The organism is Brevundimonas sp. AVps5 (assembly GCF_058681515.1).
The window spans coordinates 21,764-38,302 of sequence record NZ_CM178740.1; the positions used below are offsets into that span (position 1 = coordinate 21,764).

Below are 16,539 nucleotides of genomic sequence, written 5' to 3' on the forward strand. Positions count from 1 at the left end.
TCTCAAATTCAAAGCGCGCCCCGAAAACATGGCTTTATGTCAGGCCCCGTCCGAAACCGTGCGACACTGTCTCCGGTCTTTGACATCGTCGCCCGGCCCCTCGCCTTCGACGTGGACTCTGTGGACTATGTAGACTCTGAATTCGGAGTCCCTCGCTCCGGGGCCGCTTCGCCACAGCCAGGCTTGGCCGCCTCCCCGGTTGAGCCGCCCGCTCCCCTCGTGTAACCCCGGCGCAACACCACGGAGTCGCACCCGCCTTGACCACCTCGAAATATCCGTCGTCGTTCGACCACGCCGCCCTGCTGGCCTCGGGCCGGGGCGAGTTGTTCGGGCCGGGCAACGCCCAGCTGCCTGCCCCGCCGATGCTGATGTTCGACCGGATCACCGAGATCAACGGCGACGGCGGTGAGCACGGCAAGGGCTATGTCGAGGCCGAGCTGGATATCGACCCCTCGCTCTGGTTCTTCCAGTGCCATTTCATCGGCGATCCGGTCATGCCCGGCTGCCTGGGGCTGGACGCCATGTGGCAGCTGGTCGGCTTCTACCTCGGCTGGATCGGCGGCCCCGGTCGCGGCCGGGCGCTCGGCGTCGGCGAGGTCAAGTTCACGGGCCAGGTCCAGCCGGACGTGAAGAAGGTCACCTACAAGATCACCCTGAAGCGGGTCATCAACCGCCGTCTGGTCATGGGAATCGCCGATGGGGTTATGGAAGCCGACGGCGTGCCTATCTATACGGCCACGGACATGCGCGTCGGCCTGTTCCAGGCGGGCGAACCCGCCACCGGCGCCTGACCACCACACAATAACCGCGGTCAACGCGGGCAAGACTGACAAGAGAAGGAAACTCCTATGCGGCGTGTCGTCGTCACGGGTCTGGGCATCGTCTCCTCCATCGGCACAGGCCAGGAGGAGGTCACGGCCTCCCTGCGCAGTGCGAAGTCGGGCGTGGTCTCCGCCCCCGATCACATCAAATACGGCTTCCGCTCGCAGGTCTGGGCCCCGCCGTCCCTGGGTGTGACCGCCGAGGACTGGGCCCCCCTGGTCGACCGGCGCGCGGCGCGGTTCCTGGCCAACGGCACCGCCTGGGGGCATATCGCCTTCGAGGAGGCGCTGAAGGATTCGGGCCTGACCGCCGAAGAGATCAAGGACGACCGCATCGGCCTGATCGTGGGGGAGGGCGGTCCCTCGACCCAGGTCATCCTGCAGGCGGCCCAGACCACGATCGAAAAGGGCGCGCCCAAGCGCATCGGCCCGTTCGCCGTGCCCAAGGCCATGGCGTCCGGCCCCTCGGCGGTCCTGTCGACCTGGTTCGAGATGCGCGGCATCAACTATTCAATCTCCTCGGCCTGCGCGACCAGCGTCCACTGCATCGGTGCCGCCGCTGAACAGATCCAGTGGGGCAAGCAGGACGTGGTCTTCGCCGGCGGCTGCGAGGACGTCGACTGGTCCATGTCGAACATGTTCGACGCGATGGGCGCCATGTCCTCGAACTTCAACGACACCCCCTCGGTGGCGTCGCGCGCCTATGACGCCGCCCGCGACGGCTTCGTCATCGCCGGCGGCGCCGGCATCGTGGTGCTGGAGGAATACGAGCGGGCCGTGGCGCGCGGCGCGAAGATCTACGGCGAAGTCGTGGGCTACGGCGCCAACGGTGACGGCTATGACATGGTGGCCCCTTCGGGCGAGGGTGCCCAGCGCTGTATGAAGATCGCCCTGGCCGAGGCCGGCAACCGCAAGATCGACTACCTCAACCCGCACGGCACCTCGACGCCGGTCGGCGACTCCAAGGAGATGGAAGCGATCCGGGCCGTCTTCGGTGCCGACATGCCGCTGATCTCCTCGACCAAGTCGCTGACGGGCCATTCGCTCGGCGCCGCCGGGGCCCAGGAGGCGATCTATTCCCTGCTGATGCTCCAGAACGGCTTCGCGGCCGAAAGCGCCCACATCGAAAATCTGGACCCGCAGTTCGAAGGCATGCCGATCCTCCGCGCCCGCAAGGACGTCGAGATGGAGACCGTCATGTCCAACAGCTTCGGCTTCGGCGGCACCAACGGGACCGTGATCTTCAGCAAGATCTAATTTCTTCCCTCTCCCGGAGGGAGAGGGCTTGAGGCTCGCAGAGCGTAGCGAAGCGCCTTCAGCCGAAAGGGTGAGGGGTTCGGTGTGAACCGGCGAGGGCATAACCCCTCACCCTTTCGCGCAAGACCGATCGCCTGCGGCGCTCAGGCGCTCAAGCCCTCTCCCGCCGGGAGAGGGTTCACCGTCCGCGTCGCCCCTGCTAACTCTGCTCGTTAAGAAGGAACCCACCCATGGCCACCGAATCCAGCTGGAACATGCCCGCGGGCGAACTCATGAAGGGCAAGAAGGGCCTGGTCATGGGGGTCGCGAACGCCAACTCCATCGCCTGGGGCATCGCCTCCCAGCTGGCGGCCCAGGGCGCCGAGCTGGCCTTTACCTATATGGGCGAGGGGCTGGAGCGCCGCGTGCGGCCGCTGGCCGAGAGTGTCGGCGCCAGACTGCTGATCCAGGCCGACGTCACCGACGACGCCTCGATGGACGCCGCCTTCGAACAGCTGGAAGCCGAGTTCGGTACCATCGATTTCGTCGTCCACTCCGTCGCCTTCGCCAACAAGGACGAGCTCAAGGGCTCGTTCATCGACAACACCAGCCGCGACAGCTTCCTGCTGGCCATGAACATCTCCTGCTTCAGCTTCGTCGACGTGGCGCGGCGGGCGTCGAAGATCATGCCGAACGGCGGGTCGATGATCACCATGACCTACCTCGGCTCGGAACGGGCCATCCCCAACTACAACACCATGGGCGTGGCCAAGGCGGCGCTGGAGGCGGCGACCCGCTACATCGCCCGCGACCTGGGTCCGCGCGGCATCCGCGTCAACGCCATCTCGGCCGGCGCCATGCGCACGCTGTCCCTGGCCGGGATCTCCGGCGGCCGGGGCATGATCGCGCAAGGGCGTGCCCTGTCGGCCATGAAGGAGGACACCTCGATGGAGGGCGTCGCCGGCGCCGCCCTGTGGCTGTGCTCGGACCTCGGCTTCTCGACCACGGGCGAAGTCATCCACGTCGACGCCGGCTTCCACATGATGGGTCTGGCCGGGGACGAGGAGGGGTGAGCAACCCAGAGTGATTTGACGCCTCTCCCTTCGCGCGTAACGTTCGCGTCAGAGATGGAGATGCGCGTGACCGATACAGGACCCGCCACCAACCCCGGCGACATCACCGTGACCGGACAACGACGTCAACCCAACGGCTCCTTCCCGTCGGGTGGCGGTAGCGGAGGCGGTGGTCAGGGCGAAAATCCCGGTGATCAGTAGATCGAGATCTCGCCCGAGGATCCCAATCCGCCCTCGACCGGCTTTGATCCGTGCAGCCAGCCGGCGACGGCGTTGCCGTGGAATGCCGATGCGGCAGGAGCAGGGGCCGTCGCCAACTTCCTGGCGAAAGCAGCCGAGATCGGCTTCTCTGATGCCCCGAACGGCGTGCCCAATCTGCTCAATCGGGAGTTCGGCGCTTTCCTGATTTCATCGGGTCTATCGGTCAGCGTGGGTCCCGTGACGCCTGGCAATCTCAGAGATCGAACCGATCCGAACTGGGTCTCCACGCTCGTAATCAATCCTGTCGGGGTGAATTCCGGAAACTATGTCGGTGATGTTCACAGTCATCCCAACGGCAATCCCTTGCCCAGTCGGGAGGATTGGGACGGGTTCATGCTCAACAATGATACCGCCCGGAGAGGGGGGCGCACCGATGCGACGTTCTACATGTATATCGTGGTCGTCGACCAGAATGGTGGCCCGCCGACGATTCGGGTTTATCAGGATGGCCCTCGCGCGGCAGGAAGCACAAATCCCCCACGTCCGACCCAAAACGGCCCGGAGGTAAACCCCGATGCAGCGCCCTGTCCTTAACCGTGCTTCTGTCCGACGCGCCGCTGGTGTGGGACTCGTCTTTCTAGTGTCTGGCTGTTCCCACCAAGGCGAACCTGCTTTCCAAGCCACAACGGAGGCTTCAGTTGGGCAGTCTTCATCCCTAAGTCTCGTTGCCGACGGCTCGATGGGACATCGGATCGAACTGGTGACCGAAGCCGGCAGGTTCCATCACGCAACAGCGATCCTTACCTTCCAGGGACAAACTTGGCGGACAAGTGATACGGACTGCGCGGGCTTTCGGACAGCGCTCGATGTCTTTTCGGCACTGCCGCCCTTGAGGCCAGGACCAGGTTTGATTCAGCCGGGGGCTGCCGCTGACAATCCTTTTCCGCCCTATCGCCCTCACGGTGAGATCTGGACCATCCGAACGCAGGCCTATGCACCAGATTGGTCCTTTTTGGACACTGAGCTTCGCGGAGGTGGGGGTCCTTATGCTTTCTGGATGAGTGATCTGGTGCAGGTTATCAAGGCCTGCGGTCCTCCGGATAACGAGTGAGTTTGCCGATTGGTGAGATCATCGGTGTCGATGCCGTCTTCCACATGATGGGGTTGGCCGGGGACGAGGAGGGGTGAGCAACCCAAGGTGATTTGACGCTTCTCTCTTCGCGTGTAGCGTTCGCGTCCCGGAGGGAGATGCACATGACCGATACAGGACCTGCCACCAACCCCGGCGACATCACCGTGACCGGACAACGACGTCAACCCAACGGCTCCTTCCCGTCGGGTGGCGGTAGCGGAGGCGGTGGTCAGGGCGAAAATCCCGGTGATCAGCAGATCGAGATCTCGCCAGAGGATCCCAATCCACCCTCGACCGGCTTTGATCCGTGCAGCCAGCCGGCGACGCGACGCGAATGGGACCGCGATGCAGCAGCTGCTTCTGCAAGGAAGAAGATGGAGTCCGCCGCGCTCGCCGCCGGCGAGAACGGATTGACCTATCGTGAGCGGGCCTGTTGGTTGCTCCGTCAGCCCGACGGTTCAATAATCGCCAGTGAACCGATCGAAGGTGATATCTTTCAGCCAGGTGAGACGCCGCGCAGTGTGCTGGACCCTTACTTGCTGAGCGACATGTCCCAAATTGTCGGCGTCGTTCACAACCACGCCCCCGGCTTTCATGAACCTTCCTCTACACAAGGCGCATACGGCGGAGATGCGAGGGGGCTCGCGATCTTGCAGGATATCATGAGTACTTATGCCGCCAACAATGGGTGGGAGCCCCGGCTCTATATCATTGCCCAAACCGAAGGTGCTAATCCGTACAACAAGATAAACGTTTATGGTCCAACGAACATCAATGCCGGTATCGGTCCTGAGGTCAATCCAAACGCTGATCAGCAAGCGTGCCCTGTTTGAAAGCTGGATGCTGGATATCAGAGACCTGGTCTCTTTGGGAGAAAATAGATGTTGATTTCTACTGTGCTCACATTTGCTCTCGCTCTCGCCCCCCAAGCGAAGTCGCTCGATGTGATGACCATTACGGTCACCGGCGACAACCGCCACACCCGGTCGCATAGCATCGTGATTTCCGCCGAACCTCAGGGCGGCGAGGTCTGGACCGCGGTGCGGACATGGGACGGCGGCGTCCAGACCTTGAGGTCTGTGGACTGTCCGGCGCTGAACGATGCAGTAGGGACGTTTGAAGAGCTTTCGCCCATACGGGTGGAATCTCCCGCGCTGGCGGTCGCCCGCGGGGGCAACTGGCCCTTCGGCATGTTGATTCTGGACGGCCTCGACGCCACTCTGTCGTTTCAGACCACAACCGATGACGGCTCGGTCGCGCGAGTGCAGTTGACTGGCGGAACCGCGTACCAAACGTGGATTCACCAAACCGTCGCTGCCCTGATCGGCTGCTGGGGGCCGCTTCCGCCTGAATGAGCGTCAGGCCGTGGAGGGGTGTGGCAGCGCGAGGGACGACACGCCCCCGTTGCTCCCGGCCGCCAATCCTTTAGAGTCGAGGGCCACGGTTTCGGCGACGGCTGATTCCGAACCCGCCCAGGGCCCCGAGACGACATGCAACTGACCATCGAACGTTCCGCGCTCCTGAAGGCCCTCGGCCACGTTCAGAGTGTGGTCGAGCGCCGGAACACCATTCCGATCCTGTCCAACGTCCTGCTGTCGGCCGGCCGGGACAAGCTGAGCTTCGCCGCCACCGACCTCGACATGGAGATGGTCGACGAGGCCGATGCGACCGTCCAGGTCGAGGGTCAGATCACCGCGCCCGCCCACACCCTGTACGAGATCGTCCGCAAGCTCCCGGACGGGGCCGAGGTCGCCCTGATCTACAACGGCGACGATCCGCGCCTGACGGTCCAGGCGGGCCGGTCGAAATTCAACCTGCCGGTCCTGCCGGCCGGCGACTTCCCGGTCATGTCGACGGACACCTCGGGCACGCGCTTCACCCTGATGAAGGAAGATCTGGCGCGTCTGATCGACAAGACCCGCTTCGCCGTCTCGACCGAGGAGACGCGCTACTATCTGAACGGCCTCTATCTGCACACGGTGGCGGAGGGCGGCATCCCGCTGTTGCGCGCCGTGGCGACCGACGGCCACCGTCTGGCCCTCGCCGAGACACCGGCGCCGGAGGGCGCGGCGGGCGGTCCGGGCGTCATCGTGCCCCGCAAGACCATCGACCAGGTGCGCCGCCTGCTCGATGACGGCTCCGGCCCGGTCGAGATCCAGGTCTCGCCCCAGAAGATCCGCTTCGAGTTCGGCCAGGCCTCCCTGACCTCCAAGGTCATCGACGGCGCCTTCCCCGACTATATGCGGGTCATCCCCAAGGGGAACGACAAACAGGCCGATATCGACAACGCCGTTTTCGCCTCGGCCGTCGACCGCGTCGCCACCATCTCCGCCGAGAAGAGCCGCTCGGTGAAACTGGCCTTCGAACTCGACCGCGTGACCCTGACCGTCCGCAACATGGAAGCCGGCCAGGGCGTTGAGGAGGTCGAGATCGGCTATTCCGAAGCCCCCTTCGAGATCGGCTTCAACGCCCGCTACCTGCTGGATGTCGCGGGCCAGATCACCGGCGAGAACGCGACCTTCATGTTCGCCGACCCGGCCTCGCCCACGCTGGTGCTCGATCCGGGCGATCCGGGCGTCCAGTACGTGCTGATGCCGCTACGGGTCTGAGACCTCAGCGGCCCATCGTGGCCGCGCGGGTTTCGTACAGGGCTCTGATACAGGCGCTGGTGGCGCAGGCGTTGCGGCGGCGCAGCCAGGCGCGTTGCTCGTCGCGCAGGATCTCGGCCCGGCGCCCGTCGATACTGTTCTGCATCCGGGCGTAGCGACGGGCCATCTGGACATCGAGATCGGCCAGGGTCTGGTCGCTGCAGATCGAACGCTCGGCGCTGTTCCTCGCCTGACGGCAGTCGAAGCTCGGACGGGCCGTGGCGCGGACCGCCCCGATGGATGCCGTCGGGCTGCGCGCTTCCGGCGCCGGGACCGGGTTCGCCGAAGCGGGGCGACTGTTGAGGCTGGCTGTGGCCATGGACGTCGTCCGGAGCGGAGCGGTGGTCGGCGACGAACTCGAAACGACCCGAACCGGCTGGGTCCCTGGGGCCGTCTGCGGTGCCGGCGGACGCTGGGTGGCGACCTGTCGGGGTGCGACCGGCCGGGTCGTTGCGGCTGGAGCGGGAGCCGGAGTGCGGACGACGGCGGGCTGCGATTCCGGCTTCGGCTCGACCACGGGTTCGGCGGGCCCATAGCCCGCCTGGAGCAGGACCGGCGGGGCAGGCGGAGGCGGCGGGCCGCCTAACCAGCCGGCGATGGTGTCGCCGCCGCCGACGAGGGCGACGACCATGCCGGAGCCGCTGCGTGACGGTTCGATCATGTAGCGGACGGGGTCGGAAAGCTCGGAGACGCCATCGAGGGCAGCGCGGCGATGCTCGGGCACCGACAGGCGGACGACGCCGCCGCAGACGGTGCGTTCGGCCGTGTAGTCGATCGATTCCAGCCGGGGCGTGTCCAGCGACAGGGCATAGCCGGCGTCGATCTCTCCGCCCCGTGCGGCGATGCGCGTCAGGAGGGCGTCGCGCAGGCCGGTGCGGGCGCGGTCGCTCATACAGGCATCGAGGCCTTGGGGCGGGCGTGCGGCATTCGCGGCCTCACGGGCCATGACGACGCCGACGCCGGCCATGGCGACCATCGCCGCTCCGATGATCAGAAGCTTGTTCATGCCTCGCGCCCCGACGGGGACCGCCCCCACGGTCGGTCAAATGTGACCGTATTCCGGCAACTGTCCAGCGTAGCCATACGGAATCTGATGCGAGCGGGGCGGGGCGCCTGCTATGTCGGCGGCTTGATCCGCTCGTTGACCCTTACCGACTTCCGGTCCTACGCCACCGCAGCCCTGCCCGTCGGCGCGGGGGCGGTGGTGCTGCATGGGCCGAACGGGGCAGGGAAGACCAACCTCCTGGAAGCGCTGAGCCTGTTCACGCCCGGCAAGGGCCTGCGCGGGGCGACCGCGCAGGAGATGGGACGCCGCGAGCCGGGCGAAGCCGGCGGGCGGGCCTGGGCCGTGTCCCTGACGCTGGACGGCGCCGACGGCGACGAGGTCCGGCTCGGGACCGGGGTTCAGGTCGCGGGGGCCGGGCGGCGGATGGTCCGGATCGACGGCGAGACGGCCCAGCCGGGGCGGCTGCTCGACTATCTGCGGCCCGTCTGGGCGACGCCGGACCAGGACCGGCTGTTCTCGGACGCCCGGGCGGAGCGGCTGAAATTCTTCGATCGGCTGGTGTTCGCCGCTGACCCCGGCCATGCGGCGGCTGTCGCGGGATACGAGAAGGCGCTGCGGGAGCGGTTGCGGCTGCTGATCGACGGGGCCGAGGGACGGGAAGCCGATCCCCTGTGGCTCGACGCGCTGGAAGTCCGGCTGGGCGAGACAGGAGCACGGGCCGCCTCGGCGCGGGCGGGGGCTTTGACCGTGCTGCAGGCGGCGATCGATGCGCGGTCCGAGCGGCCCTTTCCGCAGGCGGATCTGGCCCTGGTCGGGGAGACCGAACGGCTGGCCGACGCCGGGGCCGACGAGGAGACGCTGGCGGGCGCGATTCGCGAGGGGATGGCCCGGGCGAGGAGCCGGGACGGGGCGGCGGGGCGATCGCTGTTCGGGCCGCACCGGGCCGATCTGACCGCCCTGCATCGCGAGAAGAACCGGCCGGCGGCGGAGGGGTCGTCGGGCGAGCAGAAGGCCCTCGTTCTGAACCTGATCCTGGCCCAGGTCGGGCGGTTGTCGGGAGGCGAGGCCGCGCCGATCCTCTTGCTGGACGAGGCACCGGCGCATCTGGACGCGGGACGACGCGCGGCCCTGTTCGACGAGATCACGGCCCTGGGTCTGCAGGCCTTTATGACCGGGACGGAGGCGGCGCTGTTCGAGCCTCTGGTCGGACGGGCGACCTTTGTCCGGGTCGAGGACGGGGCGCTGACCGCCGGCTAGATTGCAGTCAAAGGGAGGCCAAGCCGTCGCCGGACAGACCTCGCCCTCGACACGCGGGTTGGGGGGGCTTGCGGCCGGGCCGGTCCATGAAGACGAAGACGAAGGGGTTGGGCGAGATCGACAGCAGGGCGCCGGGAATGGCGACCTTGCGCACCTTCATCAGGTCGGCGGGCGAGAAATGCAGGCCGACGCCGAAGATCGAGAGGATGACGCCGATTTCCGCCAACCGGGTCGCGAGGTTGGAGTCGGCGACGAACCCGGCGGTGTGCGGACCGACCGCGATGCACGCCCCCGGATAGCCGACGAGGGGCGACAGCTTCAGCCGATCGGCGATCATGCCGAAGACGAAAGCCGGCACGAAGTGCGCGACCAGGGTGAACGCCGGATATCGGGTCTCAAGCGTCGAGAGGGGGCAGCCGCAAAACGTCCTGATTGCTCGCTTTTCGCCCGCGAATTCCTATATAAACGCCGCATCCGGACGGCCTGAATCGGTCGCCCGGCGAATGACTTTTCTCTGCGGGCTGGACGGCGCTTGGCGCGGTCCGTGACGCCCGCGTCCCCGGACGAATGAATGACCGACATACCCCTGAGCGCCCGCACCGAAGACACAGCCGAAGAGGCTGCTTACGGCGCGGAATCCATCAAGGTTCTCAAGGGGCTGGATGCGGTGCGCAAACGCCCCGGCATGTATATTGGCGATACGGACGACGGCTCCGGCCTGCACCACATGGTGTACGAGGTCGTCGACAACGCCATCGACGAGGCCCTGGCCGGTCACGCCGATCTGGTCGAGGTGATTCTGAACGCCGACGGCTCGGTCACGGTCACGGACAACGGTCGCGGCATCCCGGTCGATATCCACGCCGAGGAAGGCGTCTCGGCGGCCGAGGTCATCATGACCCAGCTGCATGCCGGCGGGAAATTCGACCAGAATTCCTACAAGGTCTCCGGCGGTCTGCACGGCGTGGGCGTGTCGGTGGTGAACGCCCTGTCGGACTGGCTGAAGCTGGTCATCTTCAGGAACGGCCAGCGCCACGAGATGAAGTTCGAGCGTGGCGACACGGTCGAGAGTCTGCGGGTCACGGGCGAAGCCCCGATGCGCGATAACGGCAAGGTTCTGAGCGGCACCCAGGTCACCTTCTATCCGTCGATTACGACCTTCGCCCACATCGACTTCGACCTGAAGACGCTGGAGCACCGGCTGCGTGAGCTGGCCTTCCTGAACTCGGGCGTGGTCATCAAGCTGGCCGACAATCGCCATGCCCAGCCGGTCGAGATCATGCTGCACTACGAAGGCGGTGTTGAGGCCTTCGTGCGCCACCTCGACAAGTCCAAGACGCCGATCCTGAAGGACGTCATCGTCATTCGCGGCAAGAAGGACAATATCGAGATCGATCTGGCCCTGTGGTGGAACGACTCCTATCACGAGACCATGCTGTGCTTCACCAACAACATCCCCCAGCGGGATGGGGGCACCCACCTGTCGGCCTTCCGAACCAGCCTGACCAAGGTGATGGGGGCCTATATGGAATCGTCGGGTGCCCTGAAAAAGGAGAAGGTCGCGCCGACCGGCGAGGACGCTCGCGAGGGCCTCACCTGCGTGCTGTCGGTCAAGGTGCCGGACCCGAAATTCTCGTCCCAGACCAAGGACAAACTGGTCTCGTCCGAAGTGCGTCCGGCGGTCGAGGGCCTGTGCTCCGAAGGTCTGTCGCAATGGTTCGAAGAGCATCCGGTCGAGGCCAAGATGGTGGTCGCGAAGATCATCGAAGCGGCTTCCGCGCGTGAAGCGGCCCGCAAGGCGCGCGACCTGACCCGGCGCAAGTCGGCGCTCGACATCTCCAGCCTGCCCGGCAAGCTGGCCGATTGTCAGGAGCGCGATCCCGCCAAGTCCGAACTGTTCATCGTCGAGGGCGATTCCGCCGGCGGCTCGGCCAAACAGGCGCGCAACCGCGAGAACCAGGCCGTCCTGCCGCTGCGGGGCAAGATCCTGAACGTCGAGCGGGCCCGGTTCGACCGGATGCTGTCGTCCGAGCTGATCGGGACCCTGATCCTGGCCCTGGGCACCGGGATCGGACGCGACGACTTCAACGCCGACAAGCTCCGCTATCACAAGATCATCCTGATGGCCGACGCCGACGTCGACGGGGCGCACATCCGGACCCTGCTGCTGACCTTCTTCTATCGTCAGATGCCGGAGCTGATCACACGCGGCCACGTCTACATCGCCCAGCCGCCGCTCTACAAAGTCGCCAAGGGCAAGCAGAGCCGGTACCTGAAGGACCAGTCCGAGATGGACTCCTACCTGATCGAGGAGGGGTCGTCGGAGGCCGAGCTGGATCTGTCGAACGGCGAACGCCGGATGGGTCTCGACCTGCAGTCGCTGGTGCGTGACGCCAAGGCCTATAGCGCCAGCGTCGATCGACTGAGCCAGCGCGCTCCGGCCTTCGCCATCGAGCAGGCGGCCCTGGCCGGTCTGTTCGCCGATGACGCCGACATGGGCGCAGTGTCCGCCGCTGCGGCCGCGCGCCTGAACCTCTATGCCGAAGAAGGCGACGGAGCGTGGACGGGCGAGCCCGGAGAGCAGGGCGCGGTGGTCTTTACCCGATCGCGCCGCGCGGTGCAGGAGACCGTCGTGCTCGAGGAAGCGCTGATCCGCTCGCTGGACGCGCGTCGTCTGGCCGAACGGGCGGTCGCGTTCGAGGGCCTGTTCACCGCCCCGGCGACCTACCGGCGCAAGGACAAGGCGACGGCGATCCGGGGCCCTCTGGACCTGCTGAACGCCGTGCTCGACGCCGGCAAGAAGGGCCTGTCGATCCAGCGCTACAAGGGTCTGGGCGAGATGAACCCGGAACAGCTGTGGGAGACGACGCTGGACGTCAACGCCCGTACCCTGCTGCGCGTGCAGGTCGACCATGCCGACGACGCCGACGACCTCTTCGCCAAGCTGATGGGCGACGTGGTCGAGCCGCGCCGCGAGTTCATCCAGGAAAACGCCCTGGACGCGGCGGTGGACGTCTGACAGCGGCGTCTCGGGGACGCCCCGGGATCGACCGCTTGATCGGGACCAGTCACGGCGGCCGCATCGTCCGGGTCCTGAGCACCGGTCGTTCTTCGGTCACTGAACGCTGATCGCCCATTCACGGTTTCGTCGCGAGGCCGACGCGGCATTGGCCTAGCAGCCCCTCATCATCGGGGGATGCCTTCATGCGCACTGTTCTGTCGGCCGGCGTGTCCGTTCTGGCCCTGTTCGTTTCCACGCCGGTCCTGGCGCAGCAGCAATCCGAGGCCACGACGGTCGAGGAAGTGGTGGTCACCGGCCAGAGGGCGACGCAGCAGCGCGCCATCGATCTGCAGCGCGCCGCCACCGGCTTGACCAGCGTCGCCGCCGCCGACGAGATCGGCAATCTTCCCGACCGCAACGTTGCTGAGGTGATTGAGCGCCTTCCCGGTGTCGGGGTCCAGTATGACCAGGGCGAGGGTCGCTACGTCTCCGTGCGTGGCGTGCCGTCTGATCTGAACAACTATACGATCAACGGGTTCGAGATCGGCAATCCGGACGGCAACACCCGCCGCCTGCCGCTGGACATCGTCTCGGGCCAACTTTTGAATCGTGTGGAGGTGGCCAAGGTCAAGACCTCCGGTCAGGACGGCCAGGGCATCGGCGGCAACATCAATCTGGTGACCCAGACCGCCTTTGATTTCCGCGGCGACCGGTTCTTCCAGGCCTCGGCCCAGGCCGGCTATCAGACGCTGAACGAGGAATCGCCGATCCGGGGCGACATCAGCCTGGGGGGCCGTTTCGGCGATTTCGGCGTGCTGGTCGGTGCCAGCTATTCGGAGCGCGATTTCGCCAGTGCCGGCTTCTTTCCCGACGACTGGTCTCCGTTCGCAGGTGCGGCGCGCGGGGCCTTGCCGATCAACATCAAATACACCGACTATCGCCTGACGCGCGAGCGTCTCGGGGCCATCGCCTCGCTGGACTGGCGTCCGGCCGGATCGACCTCAGTCCACCTCCGCGCCCTCTACAGCCGCTTCACCGAAGACGAGTATCGCCAGCGCTACCGCCTCGATTTCGCCACCCAGGCCCTGCGGACCTCGGGGGCCCTGCGGCTGAACGCCGACGGCCGGACCGGCACGACGACAGGCGCCACCGAGATCCGCCAGGACCTCCGGCTGGAGTATAAGGAGAAGTCGGTCTTGTCGGTCCAGGCCGGCGGCCGCACCGAACTCCAGAACTGGACCCTGGATTACGGCATCGCCGCGGCCCACAATGAGGTGATCGAACCCAACCAGCTGTGGCAGTTCCGCGCCTCGCCCGGCACGGTCGATTTCGACTTCACCGATGAACTGTTCACGGCCGCGCCGCGCGTTCCGATCACCGCAGCGGCTCTCGGCTTCCGCCAGTATGCCGAGCAGGACGAGAATGGCGACGAGGACATCGTCGCCGTTCGTTTCGACGCCCGCCGCCCGCTGGACCTGTTCGACGGGGCCGAGATCGCCTTCGGCCTGAAGTACCGGTCGACGGACAAGTCGTTCGATGCCGACAACAATGTCTGGACCCGGGGCGCGACGGCGGCGACCCGCTTTGTCCTTTCGGTAGATTCTTCGCTGGTCGGGCCTTCGGTGACGGTCGAGCCACGGGACGGTCGTCCCTATACGATCAGCCCGGCCCTCTCGGCCCCCGGCCTGATCGCCTATACGCGCACCAATCTGAGCGGACCGTTGTTCGTGCCGGATACGGCCAGCACCCTGGCCAATGCCACACTGGCCGACACCGATGTGGGTGAGGACGTTGCTGCCGCCTATGCGACCGCCGACCTGACGCTTGGCCGCTGGACCTTCACCCCGGGCGTCCGCGTCGAACAGACCGAGCTGGACATCACCGGGTTCCGGCTGGTGAACGGCACCAGTGTGGTGCCCGCCTCGGAATCGCGCAGTTACACCGACGTCCTGCCCAGCGTGATCGCCCGCTGGGAGCCCCGCGAGGATCTGGTGGTCCGCCTGTCCTACAACCGCAGCCTGGGTCGCCCCAACTATCTGGACCTCAGCCCCGGCGGCACCAACACATTTGTCGACAACGGCAACGGCACCTTTGACGGCACGCTGTCGATGGGCAACGCCCAGCTGGAGCCCTATCGTGCCGACGCCTTCGATGCGTCGGTCGAATGGTATTTCGCACCCGGTGGCCTGATGTCGGCTGGCGTGTTCAGCAAGTTGATCGACAACCCGATCTATACCCGCAGCGAGACCCGGACCAACCTCGCCTTCGGCGGCCGCAACTATCGCGCCCTGACCTTCAGCCAGAAAGAGAATGCTGATGCGGCCGACCTGTACGGCCTGGAACTGGCCTGGCGCCAGCAGTTCGACTTCCTGCCGGGCCTGTGGTCGGGTCTCGGTATCGACGCCAATCTGACGCTGATCGATGGCAGTCTGGACCTGCCGGGCCGATCGGGGGTCGCCTTCCCCGAACAGTCCGAGACGCTCTATGGCGTGCAGATCTTCTACGAATACGGACCGGTGGAGGCGTCTCTTGCCTATCACAGCACCGGCTCGGCCCTGTTGGCCCTCGGCGCGGACACGGTGGCGGATCAGTTCAATGACGACCTTCGTCGCCTCGACGCCAAGGCCACCTTTGCCCTCACCGACAATGCCTCGGTCTTTTTCGAGGCCCAGAATCTGACCGACGAACCCACCCGCCAGTATCAGGGCGGGCGGGAGGACTGGATCACCCAGAACGAGCGCTATGGCCGGGTCTTCAACGCGGGCGTGACGGTCAAATGGTGATTGCCGCCGGTTTCGCCCTGCTGCTCCAGATCACCGATCCCGCGCCGGCCCTGACGGCGGTCGAGACCCGTCGGATCGCCGCACCCGAGGCGGATCAGGGCGTCGCCGCCGACGCGGCCTCCGTCTATGCCGTCGACAACAACACCATCGCCCGCTACGCCCTGGCGACGGGCGAACGGACTGCCGTATGGCAGGGCGAACCGGCGCTTTTCCCGCATATCAACAGCTGCGCCCGGGTGGACACCGACCTCGTCTGCGCCGCCTCCAACTATCCCGCGACGCCGATGTCCAGCTCGGTCGAGGTGTTCGACGCCGCGACCCTGACCCACCGGCGCACTGTCTCCCTGGGGCCGGACATGGGCGGCTCGCTGACCGTGCTGGACCGGCACGACGGGTCCTGGTGGGCGGTCTTCGCCCACTATGACGGCCGGGGAGGAACGCCCGGGCGGGATCATCGCTGGACGGTCCTGATGCGGCTGGACGACGAGTTCCAGCGCAAGGAGGCCTGGCTGTTCCCGCAGACGGTGCTTGACCGGATCACGCCCCACAGCGTCTCGGGCGCGGCCTGGAACGCCGATGGCAGGCTCTATATCAGCGGCCACGACAGGCCCGAGGTCTATGTCATGGCCTTGCCGCAGGGCGGATCGACACTCCGCCATGTCGCGACCGTGGCCATGCCGACGGACGGCCAGGCCATTGACTGGGACGCGCGCGAAAGCCGGTTGATCTGGTCGATCCAGCGCGACGAGACCGGCGGGGCCATGGTGGCCAGCCGCGTGCCCCCGATCCCGCCTCTGCCCTAGAGCCGAGGGAACCTACGGCCGGCCCGCGTCGATATAGGCCTTCACGCTCGCATAGGAGGGCCCCTCAGGGCGCATGTTGTCGCAGCTGATCTCCCGGATGGCGTCATCGAAGCTGTCGCGGGCGATCGATTCCCACGGCTCCTCGGTGTCGTAGGGCTCTTCGGGCACGCCATCCGCGAAGGCGTCGCTCGACGTGGCGACATGCGACTGACGACCGCTGCAGCGGATGCCGAACTGGTCGACCGTATGGGAATAGTCGCCTGCGGGGGTGTCCTTGGGCACGCGGGCGACCAGGACGGTCAGCTCGTCGCCGGCCCGGACGACGCTGTTGACGTCGATCAGATAGTGTTTCGCCTCGGCGCGAGAGAAGGCCCACCATTCGGGTCCGGTCGCTTCCTGGACAGGCTCCGCGGTGCCACCCAGCACCTCCTCCTGCGGCGGAGCGGTCTGGGCCTGGGCCGCAGCGGCCCACAACAATACCATGGCGGTCGCGGTAGCATAGTTCCGGATAGTCATAGTCGCCTCCCCAGACGGACATTTCGCTGCCATATTTCGCGCCGTTGCGAGGCGAAGATCAA

At 66.3% G+C, this 16,539-nt stretch carries 14 protein-coding genes; 11 read left to right on the plus strand and 3 right to left on the minus strand.

The window, feature by feature from the left end:
* Positions 1-257: 257 nt before the first annotated feature.
* From fabA to dnaN, 7 genes are all read left to right on the plus strand, one after another.
* Positions 258-791: a 3-hydroxyacyl-[acyl-carrier-protein] dehydratase FabA gene (gene fabA / locus ACW18A_RS00115; RefSeq protein WP_492022799.1), complete on the plus strand. Its 534-nt coding sequence runs from the start codon at positions 258-260 to the stop codon at positions 789-791.
* Positions 792-848: 57 nt separating this feature from the next.
* Positions 849-2,078 (plus strand): beta-ketoacyl-ACP synthase I, encoded by a 1,230-nt coding sequence (gene fabB, locus ACW18A_RS00120; protein ID WP_492022800.1) that lies wholly within the window; start codon positions 849-851, stop codon positions 2,076-2,078.
* A 254-nt stretch (positions 2,079-2,332) separates the two neighbouring features.
* The gene (locus tag ACW18A_RS00125) at positions 2,333-3,130 is read left to right on the plus strand and encodes an enoyl-ACP reductase FabI (protein ID WP_492024417.1); all 798 of its coding nucleotides are present in this window, start codon (positions 2,333-2,335) and stop codon (positions 3,128-3,130) included.
* Positions 3,131-3,403: 273 nt separating this feature from the next.
* Positions 3,404-3,925 carry a Mov34/MPN/PAD-1 family protein gene (locus ACW18A_RS00130; protein WP_492022801.1) on the plus strand — a complete coding sequence of 174 codons (522 nt, stop codon included), beginning with the start codon at positions 3,404-3,406 and terminating at the stop codon, positions 3,923-3,925.
* A 660-nt stretch (positions 3,926-4,585) separates the two neighbouring features.
* Entirely contained in the window at positions 4,586-5,296 is a 711-nt protein-coding gene (locus ACW18A_RS00135; RefSeq protein ID WP_492022802.1) for a hypothetical protein, read from the plus strand.
* Between the two features lie 48 nt (positions 5,297-5,344).
* A complete protein-coding gene (locus ACW18A_RS00140; RefSeq protein WP_492022803.1) occupies positions 5,345-5,818 on the plus strand; it encodes a hypothetical protein in 474 nt (157 codons plus the stop codon).
* A 135-nt stretch (positions 5,819-5,953) separates the two neighbouring features.
* The gene (gene dnaN, locus ACW18A_RS00145; RefSeq protein ID WP_492022804.1) at positions 5,954-7,072 is read left to right on the plus strand and encodes a DNA polymerase III subunit beta; all 1,119 of its coding nucleotides are present in this window, start codon (positions 5,954-5,956) and stop codon (positions 7,070-7,072) included.
* A gap of 4 nt (positions 7,073-7,076) precedes the next feature.
* Here the strand turns inward: dnaN and ACW18A_RS00150 are convergent, their stop codons facing one another.
* Complete coding sequence (locus tag ACW18A_RS00150; protein ID WP_492022805.1) at positions 7,077-8,117, minus strand: lysozyme inhibitor LprI family protein; 1,041 nt, start codon at positions 8,115-8,117, stop codon at positions 7,077-7,079.
* Between the two features lie 87 nt (positions 8,118-8,204).
* On the opposite strand from ACW18A_RS00150, the gene recF reads away from it, so the two are divergent.
* On the plus strand, positions 8,205-9,374 hold the full coding sequence (recF, locus tag ACW18A_RS00155; protein WP_492022806.1) for a DNA replication/repair protein RecF: 1,170 nt from the start codon (positions 8,205-8,207) through the stop codon (positions 9,372-9,374).
* Positions 9,375-9,381: 7 nt separating this feature from the next.
* Here the strand turns inward: recF and ACW18A_RS00160 are convergent, their stop codons facing one another.
* Positions 9,382-9,732 (minus strand): cation:proton antiporter domain-containing protein, encoded by a 351-nt coding sequence (locus tag ACW18A_RS00160; protein ID WP_492022807.1) that lies wholly within the window; start codon positions 9,730-9,732, stop codon positions 9,382-9,384.
* A 213-nt stretch (positions 9,733-9,945) separates the two neighbouring features.
* Between ACW18A_RS00160 and gyrB the strand changes: the two genes are divergently transcribed.
* From gyrB to ACW18A_RS00175, 3 genes are all read left to right on the plus strand, one after another.
* Complete coding sequence (gene gyrB / locus ACW18A_RS00165; protein WP_492022808.1) at positions 9,946-12,393, plus strand: DNA topoisomerase (ATP-hydrolyzing) subunit B; 2,448 nt, start codon at positions 9,946-9,948, stop codon at positions 12,391-12,393.
* A 185-nt stretch (positions 12,394-12,578) separates the two neighbouring features.
* Positions 12,579-15,158, plus strand: a complete 2,580-nt coding sequence (locus ACW18A_RS00170; protein ID WP_492022809.1) for a TonB-dependent receptor — start codon at positions 12,579-12,581, stop codon at positions 15,156-15,158.
* Positions 15,152-15,961 carry a hypothetical protein gene (locus ACW18A_RS00175; RefSeq protein WP_492022810.1) on the plus strand — a complete coding sequence of 270 codons (810 nt, stop codon included), beginning with the start codon at positions 15,152-15,154 and terminating at the stop codon, positions 15,959-15,961. The genes ACW18A_RS00170 and ACW18A_RS00175 overlap by 7 nt, the downstream gene beginning before the upstream one ends.
* Positions 15,962-15,973: 12 nt before the next feature.
* Here the strand turns inward: ACW18A_RS00175 and ACW18A_RS00180 are convergent, their stop codons facing one another.
* Positions 15,974-16,477 (minus strand): hypothetical protein, encoded by a 504-nt coding sequence (locus ACW18A_RS00180; RefSeq protein WP_492022811.1) that lies wholly within the window; start codon positions 16,475-16,477, stop codon positions 15,974-15,976.
* Between the last annotated feature and the right edge of the window lie 62 nt (positions 16,478-16,539).

Excerpts from the sequence above, each read along its gene's own strand:
- ACW18A_RS00125 (WP_492024417.1), top strand. The coding sequence starts at position 2,333 with ATGCCCGCGGGCGAACTCATGAAGGGCAAGAAGGGCCTGGTCATGGGG.
- ACW18A_RS00175 (WP_492022810.1), top strand. The coding sequence starts at position 15,152 with ATGGTGATTGCCGCCGGTTTCGCCCTGCTGCTCCAGATCACCGATCCC.
- ACW18A_RS00140 (WP_492022803.1), top strand. The coding sequence starts at position 5,345 with ATGTTGATTTCTACTGTGCTCACATTTGCTCTCGCTCTCGCCCCCCAA.
- fabB (WP_492022800.1), top strand. The coding sequence starts at position 849 with ATGCGGCGTGTCGTCGTCACGGGTCTGGGCATCGTCTCCTCCATCGGC.
- dnaN (WP_492022804.1), top strand. The coding sequence starts at position 5,954 with ATGCAACTGACCATCGAACGTTCCGCGCTCCTGAAGGCCCTCGGCCAC.
- gyrB (WP_492022808.1), top strand. The coding sequence starts at position 9,946 with ATGACCGACATACCCCTGAGCGCCCGCACCGAAGACACAGCCGAAGAG.
- ACW18A_RS00150 (WP_492022805.1), bottom strand. The coding sequence starts at position 8,117 with ATGAACAAGCTTCTGATCATCGGAGCGGCGATGGTCGCCATGGCCGGC.
- recF (WP_492022806.1), top strand. The coding sequence starts at position 8,205 with ATGCGAGCGGGGCGGGGCGCCTGCTATGTCGGCGGCTTGATCCGCTCG.
- ACW18A_RS00180 (WP_492022811.1), bottom strand. The coding sequence starts at position 16,477 with ATGACTATCCGGAACTATGCTACCGCGACCGCCATGGTATTGTTGTGG.
- ACW18A_RS00135 (WP_492022802.1), top strand. The coding sequence starts at position 4,586 with ATGACCGATACAGGACCTGCCACCAACCCCGGCGACATCACCGTGACC.
- ACW18A_RS00170 (WP_492022809.1), top strand. The coding sequence starts at position 12,579 with ATGCGCACTGTTCTGTCGGCCGGCGTGTCCGTTCTGGCCCTGTTCGTT.